Raw genomic sequence first — 20361 nt, forward strand, 5'->3', positions numbered from 1 at the left:
ATGGGCCGCTTCGTTACGCGAAAGGTAGTTGCTACGTTAGACGTCCCGCCCGGTCAGCGAACCTCCGCCGCCCATGCCTCGGCATCCGCACCGGCCGGAATGCGCATTGGGGACGACGGGTCCGTCGCGGCGCGCCACACGGCTTCGGCGACGTCCGCTGCCCGGGTGATCGGCGAAGACGTGTCCTGCAACCCCGCGACGACTTTGCCGGCGAGATCCGCGTATGCCGCGTGGTCGAAGCCGTGTATGCGGGCTCGCGCGTTCTCACCGAACCGGGTGTCGGGCGCCCGGCCCGGCAGTACCAGCCGGACCCGCACGCCGAACGGCTCGACTTCGAGCGCCGTGGACTCGGTAAAGGCGTTAACCGCAGCCTTGCTCGCGCTATAAGCCGCGATCAGGGGCAGCGCCTTGAGCGTGACGCTCGACGTGACATTCACGACGACGCCAGCCCGACGCTGCCGGAACTGGGGCAGCACCGCTTGCGTCAATGCAATCGTGCCGAAGGTGTTGGTCTCGAAAATGTCGCGCACTGTCGCCATCGGGATCAGTTCCGCGGGAGACGCCGCGCCAAAGCCCGCATTGTTGACGAGCACGTCGATCGGGCCGGCCGCCACGACAGCTTTGCGGATGCTTTCCCGATCGGTGACGTCGAGCGTCAGCACGCGCAAGCGGTCTGAAGGCGGCAGCACGTCAGCGCGTGGCGTGCGCATCGTGGCCACGACTTGCCAGTCACGGTTCAGAAAATAGCGGGCGATTTCGAGGCCGAATCCGGAAGAGCAGCCAGTGATCAGAACAGTTTTCATGAGAACTCCTGGGGTGAGGTGGTTTACGTATGCCCTTACGATAGACCGCTGATACCGTACTCGCTACAATCTAAAATCCAAATTTCATTTGCAAGAGTCCGGCGATGATCGATCCGTTGGCCGAAGTCGTGACGCTGCTGCAGCCGGGCGCGCGTTTTTCCAAAGTGGTTCTCGGTGCGGGCTCATGGCGCGTGCGCCGCTCGGATAGCGGTCAGCCGCTTTACTACGTGATCCTCGAGGGCGCGTGCCGCATGCAGATCGACGAACACGAGCCCATCGACCTCGTCTCGGGAGATTTCGTGCTGATTCCCGCGGCCTATGACGTCGCGATGTCCAGCCTCGTACCGCCACCGTTGGGAGTTGAAACGCTCGCGCCGATCGCGCTGGGCAACAATGAATTCGGAATCGGCGAGCCGGATGGCCGGGTGGATTTGCGCATGATGGTCGGCCACTGCAGCTTCGGTTCACCCGACGCATCGCTGCTGGTCTCTCTGCTACCGCAAATCGTGCACGTCCGCGGCGTAGAGCGGCTGGCCACCCTTGTGCAACTGGTACGCGACGAATCACGTGCGCAGCGGCCTGCGCGTGAGGTCGTGCTGTCACGATTGCTGGAAGTGCTGCTCATCGAGGCGCTGCGGTCCACGGCGGAAACGACTGCGTCGCCGGGGCTGGTTCGCGGATTGTCCGATACCCGCCTCGCGGCCGCGATCCGCGTGATGCACGAACACCCTACCCGCGCGTGGACGGTTGCCGAACTCGCGAAGGAAGCCGCCCTGTCGCGCTCGACCTTCTTTGAACGCTTCAACCGCACGGTCGGGATGGCGCCCATGGAATACTTGCTCACCTGGCGCATGGCGCTCGCGAAGGACCTGCTACGCCGCAATAAAGAGCCTGTCGCCGAGGTCGCACAACGCGTTGGCTACAGTTCCGCCAGCACCTTCAGCGTCGCCTTCACGCGGCACGTCGGGCGGCCGCCTGCACAATACGCGCGCGAGGAGCAGGTGATCACCGACGACACGTGAGATAGAGACAAGACCACACGCCCGACAGGACGCGAGGTTGGTTACCCATGCGGCCGAATGCCGATGCGCTAGTCGAATTGCCAGTGGCTCGGAATCGCAGCGATAGCCGAATCACGAATTGGTGATTTCGCGCGTGATCGCTCATGCCGAAGGTGCCCTGATAAGTCAGCCCCGTGGTCAAGCCGAGCGGCAGCATCAAATCGACGCCCACGGAGGTTGTCAGCTGGTCGCAGATACGCCGATACCATTTGCCATCGGTATATGTTCTCTCAGGTTTTAGCCACCTCATGTCGGGAGTCGCGATGGATTGCCCTTAAGCTTTCCTTCAGCATCGCCCTCTACAATCGAATAGAGAATAATGAGAGGACGTCAAGCAGCGGAAAATGCAGCTAGTTTCTTCCACGCGCGATAAAGTCCAGAAAAAATGAGAGCGAAAAGGAACAATGCCACGGAGCCGAAGAAGCGGAGAGACGTTATCGTCTGCACGCAGCACTTATCTGGTGGAGCTGGCTCGGGGATGCTCCCATATCGCGAGCATGCTTACGCCCGAAACCGAGCAACGCGCCATTCGTGAGGTAATCGAAGAATTCCTCAAGCTGTATGGTCAAAAAAATACGGCGCTATTCCAGACACTGCTCGCGGAAGAACTGCAGCTGCGAAAGAAGAGCGCGGCGGCCCATGCTGTGCGCGCCTTCAAATCGACCAACGGTTGAACGATCCACCACTTTTAGTGCGATAGTGCTGGAGCAACTTGTCGGCGTAATCGCTAAAAAACCAGGCCTGATTTTTTGTCCGCCCTGATACTTAGTCGTACAACTGATTGTGCTGGCTGTACGACTGGCAAATCTACCTCCATGCAGCAGTTACGGCCATTTCTGGACAGGTGCCCGCCAGCTCGCGCATGCGTGCCGGTCATTGCGCGCGAGTGTGCTTAGAAGATCGATCGACGATTGCCAGCCCGAAGCGTCCAATAGGAGTGACGCTATACGCTTGAGGGAAACGCTCGATCAGCGCCAGGCGGGAACCTCCGGCCCGTGCGGATAGCACTCGAACGCGCTCGACACCTGGGTCTCAGCGTGCCTGACCACGACAGACCCAGATCCCTCCAGACGATGCAGGCGGTGGCCGAATCTCCCAAGTCTAAACGCTGGGAACAGCGTGTCCGACGCGGGCGGGCCGCTGGCCGTGACGTGCGAACCCGACATGCACTTGTAACCGACAGTAAATGTACAAACCATGGAAGCAGAATCTGACTGAGGGTGTGAGTGTCCCAGACACGTCTGTGCCAACAGAGCCAACGTCAATCAATCCATCGCCCCGAATAGCGCCTTCTTTAAAGTACACATCTCGTTACAAACAGATACTGTTGCCGGTCAATTGGCAGCGGACACTGGCTCTGTGCCACGTCTCCCTGTCTTCGCTCGAAATCGTCTCACACCGGCGGCTGAGTAACGCTATCGGATGCGCACTCTGCGAGGCAGCGTTTCGAGACGCTCGCGCGCAGGACGGCCAGGACTCGTGGACCCACGCGGCTCATATGAAGTAGAACAGATACACAAAGCCGCGCCTGTCGCTCTCAGAAATTGCGTGAACATTGCGATCGTTGCTCACTTCCCACGAGAGTTCAGCGTGGACATCCCTTTTTGGCGGCAAAATATGCAACAGACATTCGTACCCGTTCGGCGCTTCAAAAAAAATACGTCTGGTCGCGATTTTGTGGTCGGTGACCTCCACGGATGTTTTACGCGGCTAGGAAGGGAACTCGAGGCTAGCCAGTTCGACCGTTCCCGGGACAGGGTCTTTGCCGTCGGCGACCTGATAGACAGAGGATTCGAATCGCCAGCGGTCCTCGACGTGGTGCGTCGGTACGACATCCAGTCGGTGCGCGGCAATCATGAGGATTCGATCGTACGCTGGCGTCTTTGTGGCGCCAGTGACGGCTTCGTTCGGAACAATGGCGGCGGCTGGTTACTCGACATGGCGGGAGACGAAAGGTCCATCGACGCTATCGTTGCCTATATGGCGGCCCTTCCCTACGCGATAGAAATCGAGACGGACTTTGGTCTGGTCGGCATCGTGCATGCCGATGTGCCTCTGCGATCGTGGTCCAAAACGGTCGAAGCGCTGATGCAGGAAGGTATTGACGGGAAGATCCGCAGTAAGGCGATCTGGGACCGGTCACGCTGGAATCTGCGAGGAAAGAGAAGTTTCGGGTCGATGCGCCGCGTCGCAGCGCGAATGCTCAAGCGGTTTGGGTCCGGACACCGTGGCGCGTATGGCTGGGTGGAAGGAGTCGCGGCTGTCATCGTGGGACACACGCCCTCACCTGAGCCGAAAGTGAGCCACAATGTGATAAACGTGGACACGGGCGCTGTGTACGGCGGCAGCCTGACACTGCTGCGCCTCGATGAAATCCCCACCCTGCTGAGCCAAGGCGCCCGCGCGACACCTGCATTTAGCCAGATAGCGCAATACTTGCCGGCTCGCAAATCTGGGCAACTCTAGTAACGACAAATGTTTAGGCGCCACGGGTCCGGGAGGCGGCAAGACTGGGACACGCAAATGAAGGATGAGAGTCATTCGCCGCGTCTCAGACTATCTTGCAGCGCACACCTAGCAATCGACCTACATCGTCTCGTTAACCTGGCGGTCATGCGAACGCACGCCTTCCTCGAACAGTGAGGATGCGCCGGAATAGACCCGCTTCTCGGGTCAACAGTCCGCGATCCAGGAACCCCATTCGCGCTCCTTTACGCGCAACCTGTCCACTAACTCGACGTCCCGTGTCGCCGCCGGGTGCCGCAACCTCTCTCGGGACGTCGCTCATGGCAAAGACCCAGGCGAAGGGGAATGCGAGGGTCCGATAAGCAAGCGACGACGGATTCGGACACCTTTTCTGCATGTGTGTGGCAACGCGCGCGAGTCCCGTCAATTCTTTGCCATGCATCGCCTCCCATCGCTGCCTTTAGCGCGGAGAAAAGTATTCTCGACAGCCGGCAGAAATAGAAAGCAGTTTGAAACATAGGTGACGGTCAGCGCTCGCCCACCCGGACGGCCATGACCTCACAAACGCTGACGGCATGGGAATAAAAGATGTCCCCCTTCGGTAATACCTGTGTGTGCCGTTCTTTCAGGGCCGTCTGACGCCCTTTCGTGACCCGGCACCAAGTCCGGCGCCGCTGTCGAGCAAGTTGTACTGCGCCGGGGCATTTCCACGGACACTCTGGAGAATACGATGAAGATCCTTACCCTGATCCCTGTTGCCGTCTTGACGTTAGGCATGACACTGGCCTATTCGAATGAAAACGCGGATACGTCCAGCACGGCATCCAACAGCAACGCTGCGATGACGTCGGACGCAGTGGGCGGCACATTGGCGAGTGGAAGCGATAGCGGTGCACACGTCGGAAAGACCCGCGCCGAGGTCTATCAGGAATTGTGGCGTGCCGAAAAGGACGGCACATTGAATCGATTGAATGCGCTCTATGGCGGTGGTAACTGACGGGAAATGGTTTCCTGGCGCCGCGCGCCGTTCAGCGCCGCGCGGAGTTACAGGCACCGTTGGAAATGCACTCGTTTTTTTGCCGGAATCACGAGACCGAGTCGCGCGGATTACACTTATGAGACCCAGGTCGGAAGTAACGCAGACGCGGCGCAGGGCCGAACTAGTATAAGAAGCGACTGTCTGCTCGTTTGGCCTTTCGACAGGGCCGTTTTGTTGTAATCCGCATTGCACGGCCAACGACGCGGCCCACATAAGCGGCTCATCCCGGCGATAACAGACTGCCCTTTGGCATACGCCAAAGCAGGTCCGTGCGAATCGTCGCCTGGCCATAGCCATGATGATGATCCAGTAAAAAAATCATTCAATTCGCGCCGCACACAGCCGTTAACTCAGACAACATCTCACACCGATTCGTCGTCGCACGTCGCGCGCTGCGACGCCCGGCTTCGAATCGTCAGGGTCCGGACTGCAAGTTTGCCAGTGTTGGCAACACCGCACTATGCGCGCCCATGATGCAAGGCGTGCGATCGCACCATATATCCGTTATGTTCCTCAAAGGACTTTGTAGCGCGTTTGTCGCAGTAATGCTGAGCGCAGCAGCTGTATCGGTTTGCGATGCGCAATACTCGACCGGCTGGGTAGCCAACACCCATGGCACGGGCACCACCCGCGTGGGCAACGTGGCCCGCTCGATGTGGGTCGCACCCGAAGGTGTGATCTACACATCGTCGATGTGGGATGAAAACGAAGGCGGCATTGCGATCTATCAGAACGCCCGCAATATCGGTTCGATCGGGGCGCATGGCGAGTTTCAGGGCGGCGCGATCACGGGCAACTCGACCTCGCTATTCGCTTCGCTGCAGATCAGCGCCACCTACGGTAGCGGCAAAGTCGGCCGATACAACCGCACCAGCCGCGAGCGCGACTTGCTCATCACGGTAAGCGAGACGACCACCGAACGCCTCGCGGATGTCGTCACCGGACTCGCGACGTCCGGCTCGCTGCTGTATGCGAGCGATTTCCCGGGCAATCGCGTGCGCGTGTTTACGACGTCTGGTGTCTGGGTACGCGATATCAGCGCGGCGGGGCCGGGCGCCCTGGCGGTCGACGGGGGCGGAAACATCTGGGTTGCGCAACAGAGCCTCGGGGCTGTGGTTGAGTTCAGTCCGACCGGTGAGCGCCGCAACACCATCCAGTTGCCGGCGAAAGCGCGGCCCTCGTCTCTATATTTTGATTCGGCCACCGGCCAGTTATGGATTGGCGACGCGGGTCCGGATATGAACATCAAGATCTATGACGTGGCCGGCGCACCGTATGCCGCGAGAACGTTTGGTGTTCAAGGCGGCTTTCTCAATACAGTGACTGGTGTAAAGGGACAGGTGGGCGACAGACGCTTTACGCGCGTCGCCGGCATCGGCAGGGATTCCGCGCGCAACCTCTACGTTCTGAACAACCCATGGGGCGGGTCGTGGGACCTCGGGCGCAACGGCGGCACCGACATCCACGCATACGACGGAACCGGCGTTCTGCGCTGGCAGCTCCAGTCGGTCAACTTCGAAGGCAATGCCGCCCCGGACCCGTCCACCGACGGGGCGATTTTCTACGGCGGAATGAACATCTATTCGGGTACGGTGGGCGGCACTTTCGTTGCCAACACAATCGACCCATTCACCTACCCGTCCGATCCGCGGATCAATCTCGCCGACCACGAGCGCGGCGAACATTTTGCCCAGATCGCCAGCGTGGGCGGCCACCGGATACTCGTCGCCGCGAGCCAGAACCCCGATACCTTCTACTTTTTCCACTTCAACCCGGCGAGCGGATACATTGCGATTCCAGATGGCGCATTGCCGGGAACGGCCTTCGCGACGACGGCAAAAGTCCGCAATGGTTTCTGCCTGGATAGCAATGGCGATATCTGGGCGGGACTCGACAAAACCAACGCCATTTCACATTATCCGCTGACAGGTTTCGACTCGACCGGCAAACCGCTCTGGGGGGCGGCGATTACGATGCCGCTTCCACGCACCATCTCGCAGCTGACGCGCATTATCTACCTGCGTGAAAGCGACACGATGATCCTCACCCAGGGGGCAGCCGGCAGTTCGGACTGGACTGCGATCGGATCGCGCGTCGAGGTCTATCACGGCTGGCTGGCCGGCAACAGAACCAGCCCCAACCCGGTGATCACCCTCACTGCCGCGAATCCGAAATCCATTGCGGCCGCCGGCAATTACCTGTTTGTCGGCTACGTCCATACCGTGGCGAATATCGATGCCTTTAACCTCACAACCGGTAAGCTCGATATCACGCTCACCAATAGCAATCCAAACATGGTCGACGTGGGCAACGACGTGGACTCGATGTACGGACTTCGGGCGTATCGACGCTCGACCGGCGAATATGAAGTCACGAAGGACAACTACAACGGCTCAAGCATTGTGGTGTATCGCTGGACGCCATCTGTATCGACCGGAATTCAGGTGAGCCCGATGAAGACGATGTTGGCGTCGCCCTTCAGCGTCAATTGACGAATTGACGATGGGGGCGAGGCTGGTGTGTCAACTGCGATAGACCACTCAGCCTTCAAACGAGCCTGATTTCCCTAAGCTGCTATGAAGGTTGTACTTCCACGGTGACATGCGACAGGCCCTTGAAACGCTTGAGCACCGCATGATAGAAGCGCGAGTCGCGATGCGATTCATGGGTCGCAACGGACACTACAGCGCTCATATGGCCGGGGCCGAGTCGCCACACGTGGAGGTCGATGACCTTGTCACCCGCGTCTTCAATCACCTGACGGACGTTGTCCGCCATCCGCCGGTCAGGGTTGACGTCGAGCAGGATCGCCCCGGTGTCACGCATCAGTCCGTAGGACCAGTTTGCAATCACGAGCGCCCCGATCACGCCGGCGAGCGGGTCCATCCACAGCCATCCGAATGCGCGCGCCAGCAGGAGGCCCACAATGGCCAGCACCGAGACCGCTGCATCTGCTATCACGTGGATGTAGGTAGACCGGATGTTGTGGTCGCGAACGGCCGCATGGTCCACATCGTCGTGATGCTCATGTTCTTTGAATTCGACTTCGTACTCGCCGCCCGCCATCCGCACCATGGCTCTAAATGCATGCGGCTCCGGAATGTGGTCCTCGGACTCCAGATACCCACCCCGGTCTACCAAAGCAAACACCTGTCGCGATCCGTCAGCTCGTACGGTCGTAATGGCTCCCCCGGCCGCTTCCAGCCGCGAGCCCACAGTCGCAGGTGCAACACGAAAGACTGGAGGCACGCCGTCTTCGAAGATAGACACGTCAAACAAGCCGGACGCGGTCAAGACCGTCTGTACGTCGTCTTCGTGAGCATGGTCGTCGTGACCGTGCTCACGACCGTGCCCGTGACTGTGAGCATGGCCATGGCCGTGATGGTCGCCGCTCAGAAGCCAGACACTCGCGAGGTTGACCAGCAGGCCGACTACCGCGATCGGAATTGCTTCACCGAAATGGATGGGCACCGGCGAAAGGAAGCGTGACACCGCCTCGTAGCCAATCAACAAGGCAATCATTGCCAGCACGATGGCGCTAGTAAATCCTGCCAGGTCGCCCAACTTGCCCGTACCGAATACGAAGCGGGAATCCGTGGCATGGTTGCGGGCGTACGTGTAAGCAAGTGCCGCAATCAGCATTGCGCCCGCGTGCGTCGACATGTGGAGGCCATCGGCGACGAGCGCGAGCGAACCGAACACGCTGCCGCCGACGATTTCCGCGACCATCATGGCCGAGCACAGCACAATCACCGCCCACGTCCTGCGTTCGTTCTGTTCATGGGCTGAACCCAGAAAAATGTGGTCATGCCCAGCAAGGACCACGGCATCTTCGAAATCACTCATTTTTGACTCTACTTGAAATAGCTGTGAACAACTTCGATGAGCTGTTCGGTCGCGCTGTCACCTGGCTTCTCGCCGCTATCCGCATCGACAAGGTGGTTTCTGATATGGTCCTCCAGCACGACGGCAAGCAGGCCATTTATCGCTCCGCGACAACTCGTAATTCGCTGCAGAACGTCGGAGCAGCCATGCTCTTCTTCAAGCGCCCGCTCGATGGCTTCAACCTGCCCCTTGATCCGGCGAACCCGGTTGAGAAGTTTCTGTTTTTCCTGAACCGTATGACTCACCACGCTCCCCAGACACCCCTCGCGGGGCGAAAAATGAACCAGATTTTAACATAGGGGGTAGGGGTATCTTTGGTTTTTGCGACCTCGCAACCTTTGTCCACAACCGTGGTCCATGCGAGGCATGTCAAGACGGACAGTTGGTGACGGGGCAGGACCTCGGCTAACCGGAGGGAAGCGCCAAAGCAGTCATGAAGATGCTGGCCTGAAATGCGGCGAAGTGGTTAAAAACCCCGAGCAATTGCGGTGTCGGCGCTGTGGCCTCGCAGGACCACTTCGTAACGCTTGCACTTTGTGCGAGTGCATTTTTCCGGGGCGCGACGGCACCATCGTGTGCGCGCCACGTGAGGTCTCCCAAACTTCTTCGAGCGCTTCTTTAAGTTCGTCGCCAGAGGGTAAATGACTATCGTCGCAGAGTCGGCTAGTTAAAACACAGCAAGTGTGCGGCCCAACGGGCCTCATCAACGCAAGGACCCTGCGCGTCAAATCAGGCTTCGCGTCATGCGGCATTCAGCCATTGCAGAACGCGTCGCCAGTCCTGCGGCGTCATGGCGTCGAACCAGCTGTCGTGATCGGCGCTGGGCAACAGCATGAGCCGGGCGTGATCGTGTTCGCTCGCGAAACGCTGTGCATGCGCGACCGGAATCAGATCGTCCCGCTGCGCGCCGACGATGACAAGTGGACCGCGGTAACGCGATACGGCAGCGATCGAATCAAAGCCGTCGTGCAGCAGCCACCGCACCGGGAAAATCGGATACTTCTCAGCGGCCACATCGGCAAGCGAATCCCACGGCGTGATTAGCACCACGCCCGCGATCGCTGACTCGTTGCCCTTGACCACTTGCGATGCCATCCCCGCGCCCAGCGATTCCCCCACCAGATAGACCGGCCCGCGCCAATCCGAGAGTACGGCCGACAAAGCGTCACGCGAAGCAACGGTCGCCGCTTTCATGGCGCGCTCGCCGCGCCGTTTGCCGTGCCCCGGATACTCGACGATGACGATGCGATACCCGGCGCGCACGAATACCTCGGCAAGCGGTAACTTGGTCTCCGCCGACTCTTCGTTGCCGTGATAGAGGATGAACGTACCGCGGGGTTCGTGCCCGGTCGGCGTGACGAGATAACCCGCGTACGCGCCTTGCGCTTTCCACGCTTCAATATGGCTAACCGTGTTCACGACCGAGCGCAGATCGGCCGTGTCGGGCGTGGACGGAAGCAGCATGCGGTCCTGCATCAGATACAGCGCGAGCGCCGCTGCCAGGTAGGCGGCCATCGCCAGGCATAAGGCATAGGTGAGCAGGCGCATGCTTCATCTCGCACGGTAAGCTTCATTGATTTTGGCGCTAATACAAGGACTATTACCGGAACGATGCGCCAATCGCCATGTTTAGTTTGCCGCCATCGCACCGATGGGAAATACCGTCCGCTTCAAAATTTTGCCCGATATACCGAGTTATGTCACAAAAGTGTCTGGCACAATCACCGGTTTATGCGTCAACGTCACCGCGCTGTATAAAACGAATGAAAGTCAAAAATTCCCGACGATGGGCTCCGCGAGGCCGCAAACGGTGGATCATCGCAGCGGCGGCACTTTTTACCGCCGCCGCCATTCGCACGATGCTTCACCCTCTGCTCGGGCCGATCATGCCGGGTACCGCCTTTCTTATCGCCGCCGTGCTGGTGGAATATTATTGCGGCCTCGCGCCCGCGCTGAGCGTAATGCTCGCGGGACTCTGCCTCGCGGATTACCTGTTCGTCCCGCCGTACGGACGCATCGACATCATCGATGAATCGGACATCCGTCTGCTTGTCTCGTATACGCTCATCACGGTTTTGGTCATCACGCTGGTCGAGCGTCTGAGACGCGCGCAGTATCGCGCCGAACTGCTGGCGTCTGTCGCGCTCTCGCGCTATGAAATGCTGCTGCGCGGCGATAACGAACGCCTGATCGCGCGTCGTGCCACCGATGAAATGCATCGCATGCTGCATCACATCGCGCAGCACAACCAGTCGCTCATTCTCATCAAGGCGCTCGACCCGGCAACGAGCGCACCGCCTGGCAGTTTTGTCGCGACCGCGGCAACCTCCACGGCCGCCGGAATCATCGACGACGAAACGTTTCTTACGGGTATCGCTTACGGCGCCAGGCATTCACAAGTACATCAGGATGATCTCGCGCGCGTGAACGACCGGCTGGTGCCGGGTCATCACCGCATGCGCTTTCTATCAAATGGACACGGTTGGCGCGCAGTCGAATGTGTGTGCGAACGCTTCACTACGCCGTCAGGCGACTTTCTGATCCTTCGGGCGGAAGATTGATCATGAACACATCTCCATTTCCCACGGCTCAGGGCAGCGATCACGCCGTCCTGCTCTTGCACGGCCTATCGAGTTCTCCGGCGGAATTGCGGTTCCTTGCGCGCGCGTTGGTCGAAGAAGGGTTCATGACTCACACGCCGGAAATTCGTGGCTACAGCGCCGACACGGGACATGTCCCGATGGAACAGTGGATCACCGCAGCCGTCGCGGAATTTGACGCGCTTGCATCGCGACACCGACATGTTTCGGTATGCGGCCTCTCCATGGGCGCGACGCTGGCCGCCGCCGTCGCTCAGCAGCGCCCGGCCGCGCGCGCGTTGCTGTTGTTGTCGATCACGCTCAGTTACGACGGCTGGGCGATTCCCTGGTATCGATTCTTGCTCGACTACGCCTATTACACGCCACTGCGTTCGCGCTACCGTTATCGCGAGCACGAACCCTATGGCCTGCGCAACGAAGCGCTGCGCTCGAAAATTGCACGCGTGATGCAGAGAGGCGAGATCAGCGAAGTGGGACCCGCATCCATTGCGCTGCCCGCGCTTCATGAAGCGAGCCGGCTAGCGGGCTCGGTGCGCAAAAAGCTGAAGAGCATCAGCACCGACTGCCTCATCATTCATGCGATCGACGACGAGACGTCCAGCCCGCACAACGCGCGCTACGTCGTGACGAATGTGGGAGCGTCGTTTCTACGCACCATCTGGCTCGACGACTCGTACCACATGATCACATCGGACAACGAGCGTGAGGTCGTCGCGCGGGAATGCGCGCTCTTCATGCGCGAAAGCGCTGCGGCGTCGGCGTGCTGCAACAATCCGACGCCTGTCGTATCACGGGCGCTCGCGCGGCGCCTGAGACAACTGGCCGCTGTGGCGAGGAAAGCATGAGGCAGGACATGACAACTTTTGCACGCCGTTTTTTAGCGCTCGCGGCGGTCACGGCATGCTGCACGATGGGCGTCGCGCACGCCGATGAACCGCAGGCGGACAGCGACTGGAAAATTTCGGTCGGACCCGGCATGTACGTGTTCCCCAAGTTCCCTGGCTCCTCACAGCTCCAGGTGCTTCCCTTCCCCGTGCAGGACATTTCATGGAAGGAGCGAGTTTTCTCGCAGGGTCCCGATGTGCTCGGCGTCAACGTACTGCATGGAGAGAACTATCACCTCGGTATGTCGGTGAGTTTCGACTTCCAGTCGAGATCATCGTCCGACGATGCGCGGCTCAAAGGCCTGCCCGATGTGCACTATGGACCCAAGCTGCGGCTCTTCGGCGATTACACGTGGTGGGCGTTCACCGGCGCGGTGGCGGCCTATCAGGACATCGCGGGAACCGGGCAGGGTCTGACGGCGATGGCCGATCTGTTCGTATCGGCGCCGATCGGCAACTGGCTTATTTCGATGGGTCCGGGCCTCACCTGGGCCAACGCGACCTATACGCAGACCTTGTTCGGCATCACGCCGCAGGAAAGTGCGGCATCGGGATTGCCACGCTACGATACCGGTTCCGGCTTGCGTGATATTCACCTCAACGTGAATGCAACTTACAAAATCAGTCCGCACTGGTCGGCGAACGTTGCAGTAGTCGCGGGACGCCTCGAGCGTTACGCCGCGGGCAGTCCGATCACCGAGCGTCGACTCGACCTCAACGGGATGGCGTCGGTCCTGTACCGCTTCTAGCAGCGAACGTCGACTAACCGCTCGATGTGTACCAAGTAACCGTTTAGCGAGGCGAGCGGAGTTTCGACTACGCGCCGCAACATCGGCATTGTTCATGCTCGATCGCCGTTGGAAACATATGAACTCGCGTGATTACTGCGACGCGGCAATAGCCTGAATACTGACTCGCTATGATTGTTGCATCGCTCCTGTTTGGGGAGCCACTTCTTTTTTCCATCGGAGTTCAGCGACAGTCACGCAAAGGCCGCCAACGAGCGTAGGGCCGACGCAGCCGATGGCACCGAACAACCGACAGTTTGCCCGGGTTCCGACAGGAGGCAGCGATGCCGCAATATTCCGAGGAGTCGCGAGTTTCCCGGCGCAACATATTGTGCACGTGTGGGGCGGCGATGTTCACTTCTCTCCTCTCCGGCACCCTCGGGGGTACAACGTCCGCCCATGCGGAACCACTGACCAGCCCTGTGCCCGAAGTCGACCGCCTCGCGGTGCGAGTCGTCACCGATAGCTACCATTTGGCGATCTCACCCAACCTCAACGTGGGCGAGGTGCAGGTCCTGCGCTTTGGTATGCCTCCGGCGGGTAAATCGCTGTTAGAAGAGTTCGGCCTGGCGATGCACCTCGAATCGAAACGGGGCGAAGAAACGAGAAACATACTGCTTGATTTCGGCTTTACCCCGGAGACTTTCAACAACAACATTGCCATGCTCGGTATCTCGCCGAGGTCCGTCGATGCACTGATCCTGAGCCATGGCCACTACGACCACTTCGGCGGGTTAGTCGGTTTTCTCAAGCAGAACAGGGGTAAGCTGCGCACGGGTCTTCCTCTCTACGTGGGTGGCGAAGAGACCTTCTGCACCCGGGAATGGACCGTCGGCAAAGTGGAAGACTTTGGATATCTTGATCGAAATGCGCTACTCGGCGCCGGAGTAAAGATTGTCTTCGCGCCCACTCCGAGTGTCGTGGCGGACCACGCCTTCACCACCGGCACGATCCCGAATATCTCGTTCGAAAAAGTACTGGCGCCAACGCGCATGACCGTCGGCGTCAGAGACGGCATTGGCTGCTCTGCCGACAAACTTCCAGAGGCAAAGCAAACCGCCAAGGTCGTGCCCGACGACTTTCAACATGAACTGGCGACCTGTTTCAACGTCAAGAATCGCGGCCTGGTCGTGATCACTTCATGCAGCCATCGCGGGGTCGTGAATTCGGTCAAGCGTGCCGTTGAGGTGTCCGGCATCGACAAGGTCCATGCGGTGATTGGAGGATTTCATCTGGCGCCCCAAAAGGCCGATTACGTACACGAGACCATTGTGGCTCTGAAAAAAATCAATCCCGACGTCGTCATTCCGATGCATTGCACCGGCGAGACCTTCATCGAATTCATACAACAGGAAATGCCGGAAAAATTCATTAGATCTTACGCGGGCAGCCAGTACATCTTCGGAACATAGCGCGACGCCCGCCGCGTAGCGATGCGTTCTTGCGGCGCTGTCATGAATGTCTAACGTGGCGCATGGATTCGTTTCGGATCGAGCACGACATGCTTGATGTGAATCTTTTTCCATGTGTAGGTGATGTGAACCAGGCCGTCTGGAGATTGAATGATCGCCGGGTACGAAAACTCCTGATTCGGCTCGTTCTCGAGGTCCAGCACGCTACGATAGGTCTGATGATCGGTAGAGATAAGGACAGACAGCCTGTGTCGGTCCCAACGACCTTCGACGTAAGGTAGCGGATTCGTCACGATCAGATCGCGCCCGTCGGTCAAGGTCACTGCGTCCAGACCGGAATTCGAGTTAGGAATATCCAGCGGTGAGAGAGCGCTCCACGTCTTTCCCCAATCTCGCGACCTGGTGCTGAATACAAAGCCGTTTTTCGTGCGGACGAGCGCCTGCAACTTCCCGTGACCATGGTCAAGGATCGCAGGCTGGATCGCCTGAACTGGACGTGGCCCGGCCGGCGGGTACACGACGTCCCACGTATTGCCTCCATCCATGGAACGCTCGAAGTGGACTTTCCATCCGTCATACTCGGTGCTGCTTCCGGCTATCACGATTCCGTTTGATAGTTCCACGGGCTTGTCTTTCGCCGGCCCGGAGACACCTGGGCCAAGAGCAACCGGCTCTGACCAGGTCGCGCCGCCGTCGGGCGAAATCATCCGGAGCGGATGCCAATCCGCCGGCAACTTCCCACGGCTGTAGAACAACATCAAAGGGCCGTGTCGGGGAGAAAAGAGAATCGGATTAATCACCGTCAAAGCCTTACGGTCAGGCGACAGCCCATCTGCGACGCGGACAGGCGCACTCCATCGGCCGCCGGAGAAGCGCGCCACCCACACACCAACGTCGTTCGCCGCTTCTTTGCTGCCAGCCAGCCATGCAGCGACTAGATGGCCGTTCGAGTAGGCGATCGTCGACGCATGACAAAAGGCGATGTTCTGCGGCGGATTGATGATTTCCGTCGACAACATCGCATTGGAGTTGTTCCCGCTTTCCGCAGACGACTGGATCAACCACAAAGAAAGGATGACGAAAGATATATGTCGGCAATTTGATAAAATTCGCCGCTTCATACAGAATGGGCCGTTAGCATCGTTAATCATCGTTTTCAAAGACGAAAGATGGTAACCGATCTGAATGCTATATCTTCCGGATAAATTTCATATCCGGCCTTCTTTGCCCGTCATTCGGATCTTGCAAGCTCCGAAGCGCGGGCGGCGACGGGGTGTTCATCACCACATACGGGACTGGCTATCGTTTAGAGCCGGTCGTCAATGCCAGGCCGCCATCAAGCGGACGGGCAACGAGAGACGCGTAGCGGTAATCGTTCAACGTCCTGCCCCACCGCTCAGGTGCTCATCGAATGCTTTTGACGGCAGCGAGTCGATCAACTCGTGATCGACGTCCTTTAACTCGATTCCTTGTGCGTCACAGAGCGTACGGAGAGTGTCGCCGACGAAATCGATCACGTCGGCGAGGGTAACTTCTGGATCATCCATACAGTCGGTGATCGAGAGATCGCTTGCATTTGTTGGGGCATCTGATGACACGGCGACCTGTTCTTTTCAGAGGCGCTGATGGTGCGCGCCGCTTTGAAAAGGCCACAGGCCCAAGGGGCGGCCGATGATTTCAGCCAACCGTGCCAGCGCCGAATCCATCGACCTCGTCGTCGTCCAGCGCCGCCAGCACGTCAAGCAGGAACGCTTGAACAACCCTCTCGTATTCCGGCGTATCCTGGACACAGTCGTCAGGGTTCTTCAAACCGCGTGCCTTACGAATGGCTCCCACGGATATTTCAACGGCTTGCGAGACATCCCAGTTCGGGTCGTCTCGATCGAGTTTGGGTGGGGTGTTTGTATCCATGCCGGTTTTGTCGGCTCACCGGACGAAAACTTTAGAGGTATGAAATGAACGCGCGCCGTATTCTTTCGGCCACTCGATAGCGCGCACTGCTCGACGACAGCAACGCAATCGCGGTGCATGGCAAAACCGCTCGCGCAGCCGGCCCATTGGTTTCGTCGACCGCTCCGGCAACACTCAGCACTGCCGTATACGCAGGCCCGAACGCTGGTCGAAGAAATAGACACGCTCGCGGTTCGCCCGCAGGCCGACCTCCATGCCAATCTCTCCAGCAAACATGTTCGACACCTTGACGACTATTTGCTGCTCTCCGACGTTCAGCGTGACGAGCGAATGATCGCCGATCAATTCGACCGAATAAATGTGTCCCCGGAACTCACCATCAGCCGCGGTGACGAGCATGCAGTCTTCGGGACGCACGCCAAGCACGGCCTCCCCGTGATGATTGACGTCCGCAACCAGCGTCAGGCCTTCCGCCTCGAAGCGGTTGTTCGCCAGCGTACCGCGCAGAAAATTCATTGGTGGCGAGCCAATGAAGCCCGCGACGAACAGATTGGCGGGGTCCGAATAAATGCGCGCCGGGACGTCGAGTTGTTGCAGCACGCCTTTGTCGATCAGCGCAACACGATGCGCAAGGGTCATTGCTTCGATCTGGTCATGTGTGACGTAGATCGTAGTGACACCCAGTTCGTGCTGCATGTGCTTGAGTTCGGCGCGCATATGGCCGCGCAGCTTCGCATCGAGGTTCGACAGCGGTTCGTCCATCAGAAACGCCGCGGGACGGCGAACAATGGCGCGAGCGAGCGCGACGCGCTGCCGCTGGCCGCCCGACAGCTGGCGCGGATACCGGTCGAGCTGTGGTTCAAGATGAACGCTCGCCGCCACGTCGCGCACCGCCGCATCGATCTCTGCCTTCGCGCGCTTTCTCACGATCAGCGGGTAGGCAATGTTCTCGAACACCGTCTTGTGCGGATACAGCGCGTAGGACTGAAATACCATCGCAACATCACGATCGCGCGGCAGTTGCTGGGTCACGTCGTTCTCGCCGACGTAGATGCTCCCCTCGCTCGCCGATTCGAGTCCCGCGATGATGCGCAACGCGGTCGTCTTGCCGCAACCCGATTCGCCGAGAAGGACAAGAAACTCGCCCGCATGTACGTCCAGTGACAGGTCGTGCAGTACACGCGTGTCTCCGAAGGTCTTGCTGACGTTGCGCAGCGAGACACTTTTCGAATGCGGCACCGTCGAGCTCGCGAAATGCGACGGGCGTGGCGCCTGCCTCTCCATGTGGTTCATCCTTTGACCGCTCCCACGAGAATGCCTTTGACGATGAAGCGCTGTAGCGTGAGCGTGAGCAGCATCACCGGCAGGATCATGATCAGAATCAGCACCGACATGTTCCACCATTGCGGCCCCCTAGTGGCGTTCTGCGCGGCGACGAGAAGCGGCAGGGTTTGCGCGTTGGCCGTCGACAGAAAGAGCGCGAACAAATACTCGTTCCACGAGAGGATCAGCACCAGCAAGCCTGTCGCCACGATACCCGGCGCGACGAGCGGGACCACGATGCCAAACAGGATGGCAAAGCGTGTCGCGCCGTCGATCTGCGCGCTCTCCTCGATTTCTTTCGGCACGCTGGCGAAAAAATCAAACATCAGCCAGACGACAATCGGCACATTCGCTGTCGCATAGGTGATGATCAGCGCGCTCCGGGTGTCGAGCAACCCGATGCTCTTGAAGGTCAGGTAGATCGGGATCACCGTGACGACTGGCGGCAAGATGCGTTGGGAAATAATCCAGAAGAGAATGTCGTCGTTGGCGAAGTGACGCCTTGCGCGTCGAATGATCGGGCGCAGCAGCAGGAAAAAGAACGCGCCACACACGGCCACGGCGATCCGCAGGTCCACACCGCCCCAGCCGACGGCGGCCACCACCACGGCCAGCATCAGGACGCCGAGACCCACCGCTGCGACGGGCGGCCTGTACTCGATGCGCGCGAGGGCATAAGCCGCTATCGAGCCCAGGAACACGGCGGCAGCCGTGGAGAACGTGGCAATGATCAGCGAATTCACGTAGGGACGAAACGTGTCCGGCCCGAGGTCGACGAAGATGTAATGCCAGGCGTCGAGACTCGGCTTGAAGTCGATGAACGGCACGTAGGCCGGCCCGTTCGACACGTCGATCGGCAGCTTGAACGACGTGATCGCCATCCAGTACAAAGGAAACAATACGACCAGCGTCCATAAGCCAAGCAGGCCGTAGGCAATCACCCGGGTGCCGATGGGGATCTCATCGAGCCGTGCGGGAACGAAGAGGCGCCGGATCATGATTGCCCCCCTCGCGCGCGCCGCACGACGAGTTGAAAAAACGACACACACGCGATCGTCGACACGAAGAACAACATGTAGGCGACGGCCGAGGCGCCGCCGAGATTCAGCGTGCGCCACTCGATGAATGCGTGCAGTGTCATTGATTCTGTCGCAATGCCGGGGCCGCCATTGGTCAGCACGTTCGGCAGGTCGACCACCTTGAACGCTTCGATCAGGCGAATCAGCACCGCGCTCGCGGCGACGGGCGCGATCGACGGCCAGGTCACGTCGCGAAAGATCCGCCAGTTCGACGCGCCATCGAGTTGCGCGGCCTCGATCTGGTCACGCGAGGTGCCTTCCAGCGCGGCTAGCAAAACGAGGAACATGAAAGGCACCCACTGCCAGGTATCCCCAATGATGACCACGATGCGCGCAAGCCACGGATCCGCGGCCCAGGCGATCTGCCCCAGCCCAAGCCACGCCCAAACCGGCGCAAGCGGGCCGACTGCGGTATCCGCCATCATGCGGAACATGTAGGCGATGCCAACCGGTGTCACCATCAGCGGCAGAAAGAACAGAATCCGGAAAAATCGCCCGCCCTTGAGCGGCAACGTGCACAGGTAGGCGAGCCCGAGACCCAGCAGGAACTGCAGCGCCACGCCGAACACCACGTAAAAGAGCGTCACCATCAGGCTGCCCAGCTCGCCGCCGTGCCCGACCGTATTGGCGGTAAGCCACACGAGCGCCAGCAAGGACGCAGCTGTGATCAGGCGGCCGATCCCGCCGACCAGAGAGCGATGCCCGCCGCGCAGGTAACTGAAAAGCCACCACCCCGTAGCGAGCGCGGCAGCGACCATCACCGAGAAGCTAATCATGCCGGGCGGCCGGAACACGCCTACAAAGTGAAATTGCTGGCTGCCGCTGAAAAGCCTCACGTAGTTGCGCATGCCTACGAACTTCAGTTCGTAGCCTCCCTCGCCGAGCGAGAACCGGACCAGCGACAGATAGGCGGACGTGACTAGCGGAAAGATCGAAAAGCCGAGAATGAGCAGCACGGCTGGCAGCACGAACACATAGGGAGCCTGACGATCCAGCCAGTTGGCAACGGATGACCTGCGCGACGCGCGTCGCTGTGAAGCAGGTGACGAAACATGTGACGAAGATTGCATGAACCAGTCTCGTGTCATCGATACGGCAGACGAACGACGT

General features: G+C 59.6%; 19 protein-coding genes. 9 read left to right on the forward strand and 10 right to left on the reverse strand.

Translation table 11 applies throughout. From position 1 onward, the window contains the following. Window positions 1–53: 53 nt before the first annotated feature. Window positions 54–803 carry an SDR family oxidoreductase gene (locus CJU94_RS33660; protein WP_095423000.1) on the reverse strand — a complete coding sequence of 250 codons (750 nt, stop codon included), beginning with the start codon at window positions 801–803 and terminating at the stop codon, window positions 54–56. 104 nt (window positions 804–907) lie between these two features. Between CJU94_RS33660 and CJU94_RS33665 the strand changes: the two genes are divergently transcribed. The 5 genes from CJU94_RS33665 (at window position 908) to CJU94_RS33685 (ending at window position 7861) form a co-directional block, all read left to right on the forward strand. Then, window positions 908–1825 carry an AraC family transcriptional regulator gene (locus CJU94_RS33665; protein ID WP_095423001.1) on the forward strand — a complete coding sequence of 306 codons (918 nt, stop codon included), beginning with the start codon at window positions 908–910 and terminating at the stop codon, window positions 1823–1825. A 536-nt stretch (window positions 1826–2361) separates the two neighbouring features. Continuing rightward, the gene (locus CJU94_RS33670; RefSeq protein WP_244221134.1) at window positions 2362–2538 is read left to right on the forward strand and encodes a hypothetical protein; all 177 of its coding nucleotides are present in this window, start codon (window positions 2362–2364) and stop codon (window positions 2536–2538) included. 874 nt (window positions 2539–3412) lie between these two features. Further along, window positions 3413–4330: a metallophosphoesterase gene (locus tag CJU94_RS33675; protein WP_157763844.1), complete on the forward strand. Its 918-nt coding sequence runs from the start codon at window positions 3413–3415 to the stop codon at window positions 4328–4330. 730 nt (window positions 4331–5060) lie between these two features. Further along, window positions 5061–5327, forward strand: a complete 267-nt coding sequence (locus tag CJU94_RS33680; protein ID WP_095423004.1) for a DUF4148 domain-containing protein — start codon at window positions 5061–5063, stop codon at window positions 5325–5327. Window positions 5328–5875: 548 nt separating this feature from the next. Continuing rightward, window positions 5876–7861 carry an SMP-30/gluconolactonase/LRE family protein gene (locus CJU94_RS33685; protein WP_095423005.1) on the forward strand — a complete coding sequence of 662 codons (1986 nt, stop codon included), beginning with the start codon at window positions 5876–5878 and terminating at the stop codon, window positions 7859–7861. Between the two features lie 82 nt (window positions 7862–7943). On the opposite strand, the gene dmeF is transcribed toward CJU94_RS33685, so the two are convergent. The 3 genes from dmeF to CJU94_RS33700 form a co-directional block, all read right to left on the reverse strand. Beyond that, window positions 7944–9215, reverse strand: a complete 1272-nt coding sequence (gene dmeF, locus CJU94_RS33690; RefSeq protein WP_095423006.1) for a CDF family Co(II)/Ni(II) efflux transporter DmeF — start codon at window positions 9213–9215, stop codon at window positions 7944–7946. 8 nt (window positions 9216–9223) lie between these two features. Beyond that, window positions 9224–9499, reverse strand: a complete 276-nt coding sequence (locus tag CJU94_RS33695) for a metal/formaldehyde-sensitive transcriptional repressor (protein WP_095423397.1) — start codon at window positions 9497–9499, stop codon at window positions 9224–9226. 496 nt (window positions 9500–9995) lie between these two features. Next, complete coding sequence (locus CJU94_RS33700; protein ID WP_095423007.1) at window positions 9996–10802, reverse strand: alpha/beta hydrolase; 807 nt, start codon at window positions 10800–10802, stop codon at window positions 9996–9998. A gap of 215 nt (window positions 10803–11017) precedes the next feature. Here CJU94_RS33700 and CJU94_RS33705 point away from each other — a divergent pair, with 215 nt between their 5' ends. From CJU94_RS33705 to CJU94_RS33720, 4 genes are all read left to right on the forward strand, one after another. Then, window positions 11018–11815 (forward strand): DUF4118 domain-containing protein, encoded by a 798-nt coding sequence (locus CJU94_RS33705; RefSeq protein WP_095423008.1) that lies wholly within the window; start codon window positions 11018–11020, stop codon window positions 11813–11815. Between the two features lie 2 nt (window positions 11816–11817). Further along, entirely contained in the window at window positions 11818–12699 is an 882-nt protein-coding gene (locus CJU94_RS33710) for an alpha/beta hydrolase (RefSeq protein ID WP_095423009.1), read from the forward strand. An 8-nt stretch (window positions 12700–12707) separates the two neighbouring features. Then, on the forward strand, window positions 12708–13487 hold the full coding sequence (locus CJU94_RS33715) for a MipA/OmpV family protein (protein WP_425272243.1): 780 nt from the start codon (window positions 12708–12710) through the stop codon (window positions 13485–13487). A 323-nt stretch (window positions 13488–13810) separates the two neighbouring features. Then, window positions 13811–14938 (forward strand): MBL fold metallo-hydrolase, encoded by a 1128-nt coding sequence (locus CJU94_RS33720; RefSeq protein WP_095423011.1) that lies wholly within the window; start codon window positions 13811–13813, stop codon window positions 14936–14938. A gap of 50 nt (window positions 14939–14988) precedes the next feature. On the opposite strand, the gene CJU94_RS33725 is transcribed toward CJU94_RS33720, so the two are convergent. The 6 genes from CJU94_RS33725 to CJU94_RS33745 form a co-directional block, all read right to left on the reverse strand. After that, window positions 14989–16089, reverse strand: a complete 1101-nt coding sequence (locus CJU94_RS33725) for a sialidase family protein (protein WP_095423012.1) — start codon at window positions 16087–16089, stop codon at window positions 14989–14991. Between the two features lie 225 nt (window positions 16090–16314). Continuing rightward, window positions 16315–16536 (reverse strand): hypothetical protein, encoded by a 222-nt coding sequence (locus CJU94_RS41075; protein ID WP_157763845.1) that lies wholly within the window; start codon window positions 16534–16536, stop codon window positions 16315–16317. Between the two features lie 79 nt (window positions 16537–16615). Then, the gene (locus CJU94_RS33730) at window positions 16616–16849 is read right to left on the reverse strand and encodes a hypothetical protein (RefSeq protein WP_095423013.1); all 234 of its coding nucleotides are present in this window, start codon (window positions 16847–16849) and stop codon (window positions 16616–16618) included. Between the two features lie 174 nt (window positions 16850–17023). Then, window positions 17024–18133: an ABC transporter ATP-binding protein gene (locus CJU94_RS33735; RefSeq protein WP_095423014.1), complete on the reverse strand. Its 1110-nt coding sequence runs from the start codon at window positions 18131–18133 to the stop codon at window positions 17024–17026. A 5-nt stretch (window positions 18134–18138) separates the two neighbouring features. Next, entirely contained in the window at window positions 18139–19170 is a 1032-nt protein-coding gene (locus CJU94_RS33740; RefSeq protein ID WP_095423015.1) for a carbohydrate ABC transporter permease, read from the reverse strand. Continuing rightward, complete coding sequence (locus CJU94_RS33745) at window positions 19167–20321, reverse strand: carbohydrate ABC transporter permease (RefSeq protein ID WP_244221135.1); 1155 nt, start codon at window positions 20319–20321, stop codon at window positions 19167–19169. The genes CJU94_RS33740 and CJU94_RS33745 overlap by 4 nt, the downstream gene beginning before the upstream one ends. Window positions 20322–20361 lie beyond the last annotated feature (40 nt).

Source organism: Paraburkholderia aromaticivorans (assembly GCF_002278075.1).
In the GTDB taxonomy this organism is placed as follows: Bacteria; Pseudomonadota; Gammaproteobacteria; order Burkholderiales; family Burkholderiaceae; genus Paraburkholderia; species Paraburkholderia aromaticivorans.

What these genes read in the sequence shown, in the direction of transcription:
- CJU94_RS33660 (WP_095423000.1), bottom strand. Translation starts at nt 803, where the DNA reads ATGAAAACTGTTCTGATCACTGGCTGCTCTTCCGGATTCGGCCTCGAA.
- CJU94_RS33665 (WP_095423001.1), top strand. Translation starts at nt 908, where the DNA reads ATGATCGATCCGTTGGCCGAAGTCGTGACGCTGCTGCAGCCGGGCGCG.
- CJU94_RS33670 (WP_244221134.1), top strand. Translation starts at nt 2,362, where the DNA reads ATGCTTACGCCCGAAACCGAGCAACGCGCCATTCGTGAGGTAATCGAA.
- CJU94_RS33680 (WP_095423004.1), top strand. Translation starts at nt 5,061, where the DNA reads ATGAAGATCCTTACCCTGATCCCTGTTGCCGTCTTGACGTTAGGCATG.
- CJU94_RS33685 (WP_095423005.1), top strand. Translation starts at nt 5,876, where the DNA reads ATGTTCCTCAAAGGACTTTGTAGCGCGTTTGTCGCAGTAATGCTGAGC.
- dmeF (WP_095423006.1), bottom strand. Translation starts at nt 9,215, where the DNA reads ATGAGTGATTTCGAAGATGCCGTGGTCCTTGCTGGGCATGACCACATT.
- CJU94_RS33700 (WP_095423007.1), bottom strand. Translation starts at nt 10,802, where the DNA reads ATGCGCCTGCTCACCTATGCCTTATGCCTGGCGATGGCCGCCTACCTG.
- CJU94_RS33705 (WP_095423008.1), top strand. Translation starts at nt 11,018, where the DNA reads ATGAAAGTCAAAAATTCCCGACGATGGGCTCCGCGAGGCCGCAAACGG.
- CJU94_RS33710 (WP_095423009.1), top strand. Translation starts at nt 11,818, where the DNA reads ATGAACACATCTCCATTTCCCACGGCTCAGGGCAGCGATCACGCCGTC.
- CJU94_RS33715 (WP_425272243.1), top strand. Translation starts at nt 12,708, where the DNA reads ATGACAACTTTTGCACGCCGTTTTTTAGCGCTCGCGGCGGTCACGGCA.
- CJU94_RS33720 (WP_095423011.1), top strand. Translation starts at nt 13,811, where the DNA reads ATGCCGCAATATTCCGAGGAGTCGCGAGTTTCCCGGCGCAACATATTG.
- CJU94_RS33725 (WP_095423012.1), bottom strand. Translation starts at nt 16,089, where the DNA reads ATGATTAACGATGCTAACGGCCCATTCTGTATGAAGCGGCGAATTTTA.
- CJU94_RS33730 (WP_095423013.1), bottom strand. Translation starts at nt 16,849, where the DNA reads ATGGATACAAACACCCCACCCAAACTCGATCGAGACGACCCGAACTGG.
- CJU94_RS33735 (WP_095423014.1), bottom strand. Translation starts at nt 18,133, where the DNA reads ATGGAGAGGCAGGCGCCACGCCCGTCGCATTTCGCGAGCTCGACGGTG.
- CJU94_RS33740 (WP_095423015.1), bottom strand. Translation starts at nt 19,170, where the DNA reads ATGATCCGGCGCCTCTTCGTTCCCGCACGGCTCGATGAGATCCCCATC.
- CJU94_RS33745 (WP_244221135.1), bottom strand. Translation starts at nt 20,321, where the DNA reads ATGCAATCTTCGTCACATGTTTCGTCACCTGCTTCACAGCGACGCGCG.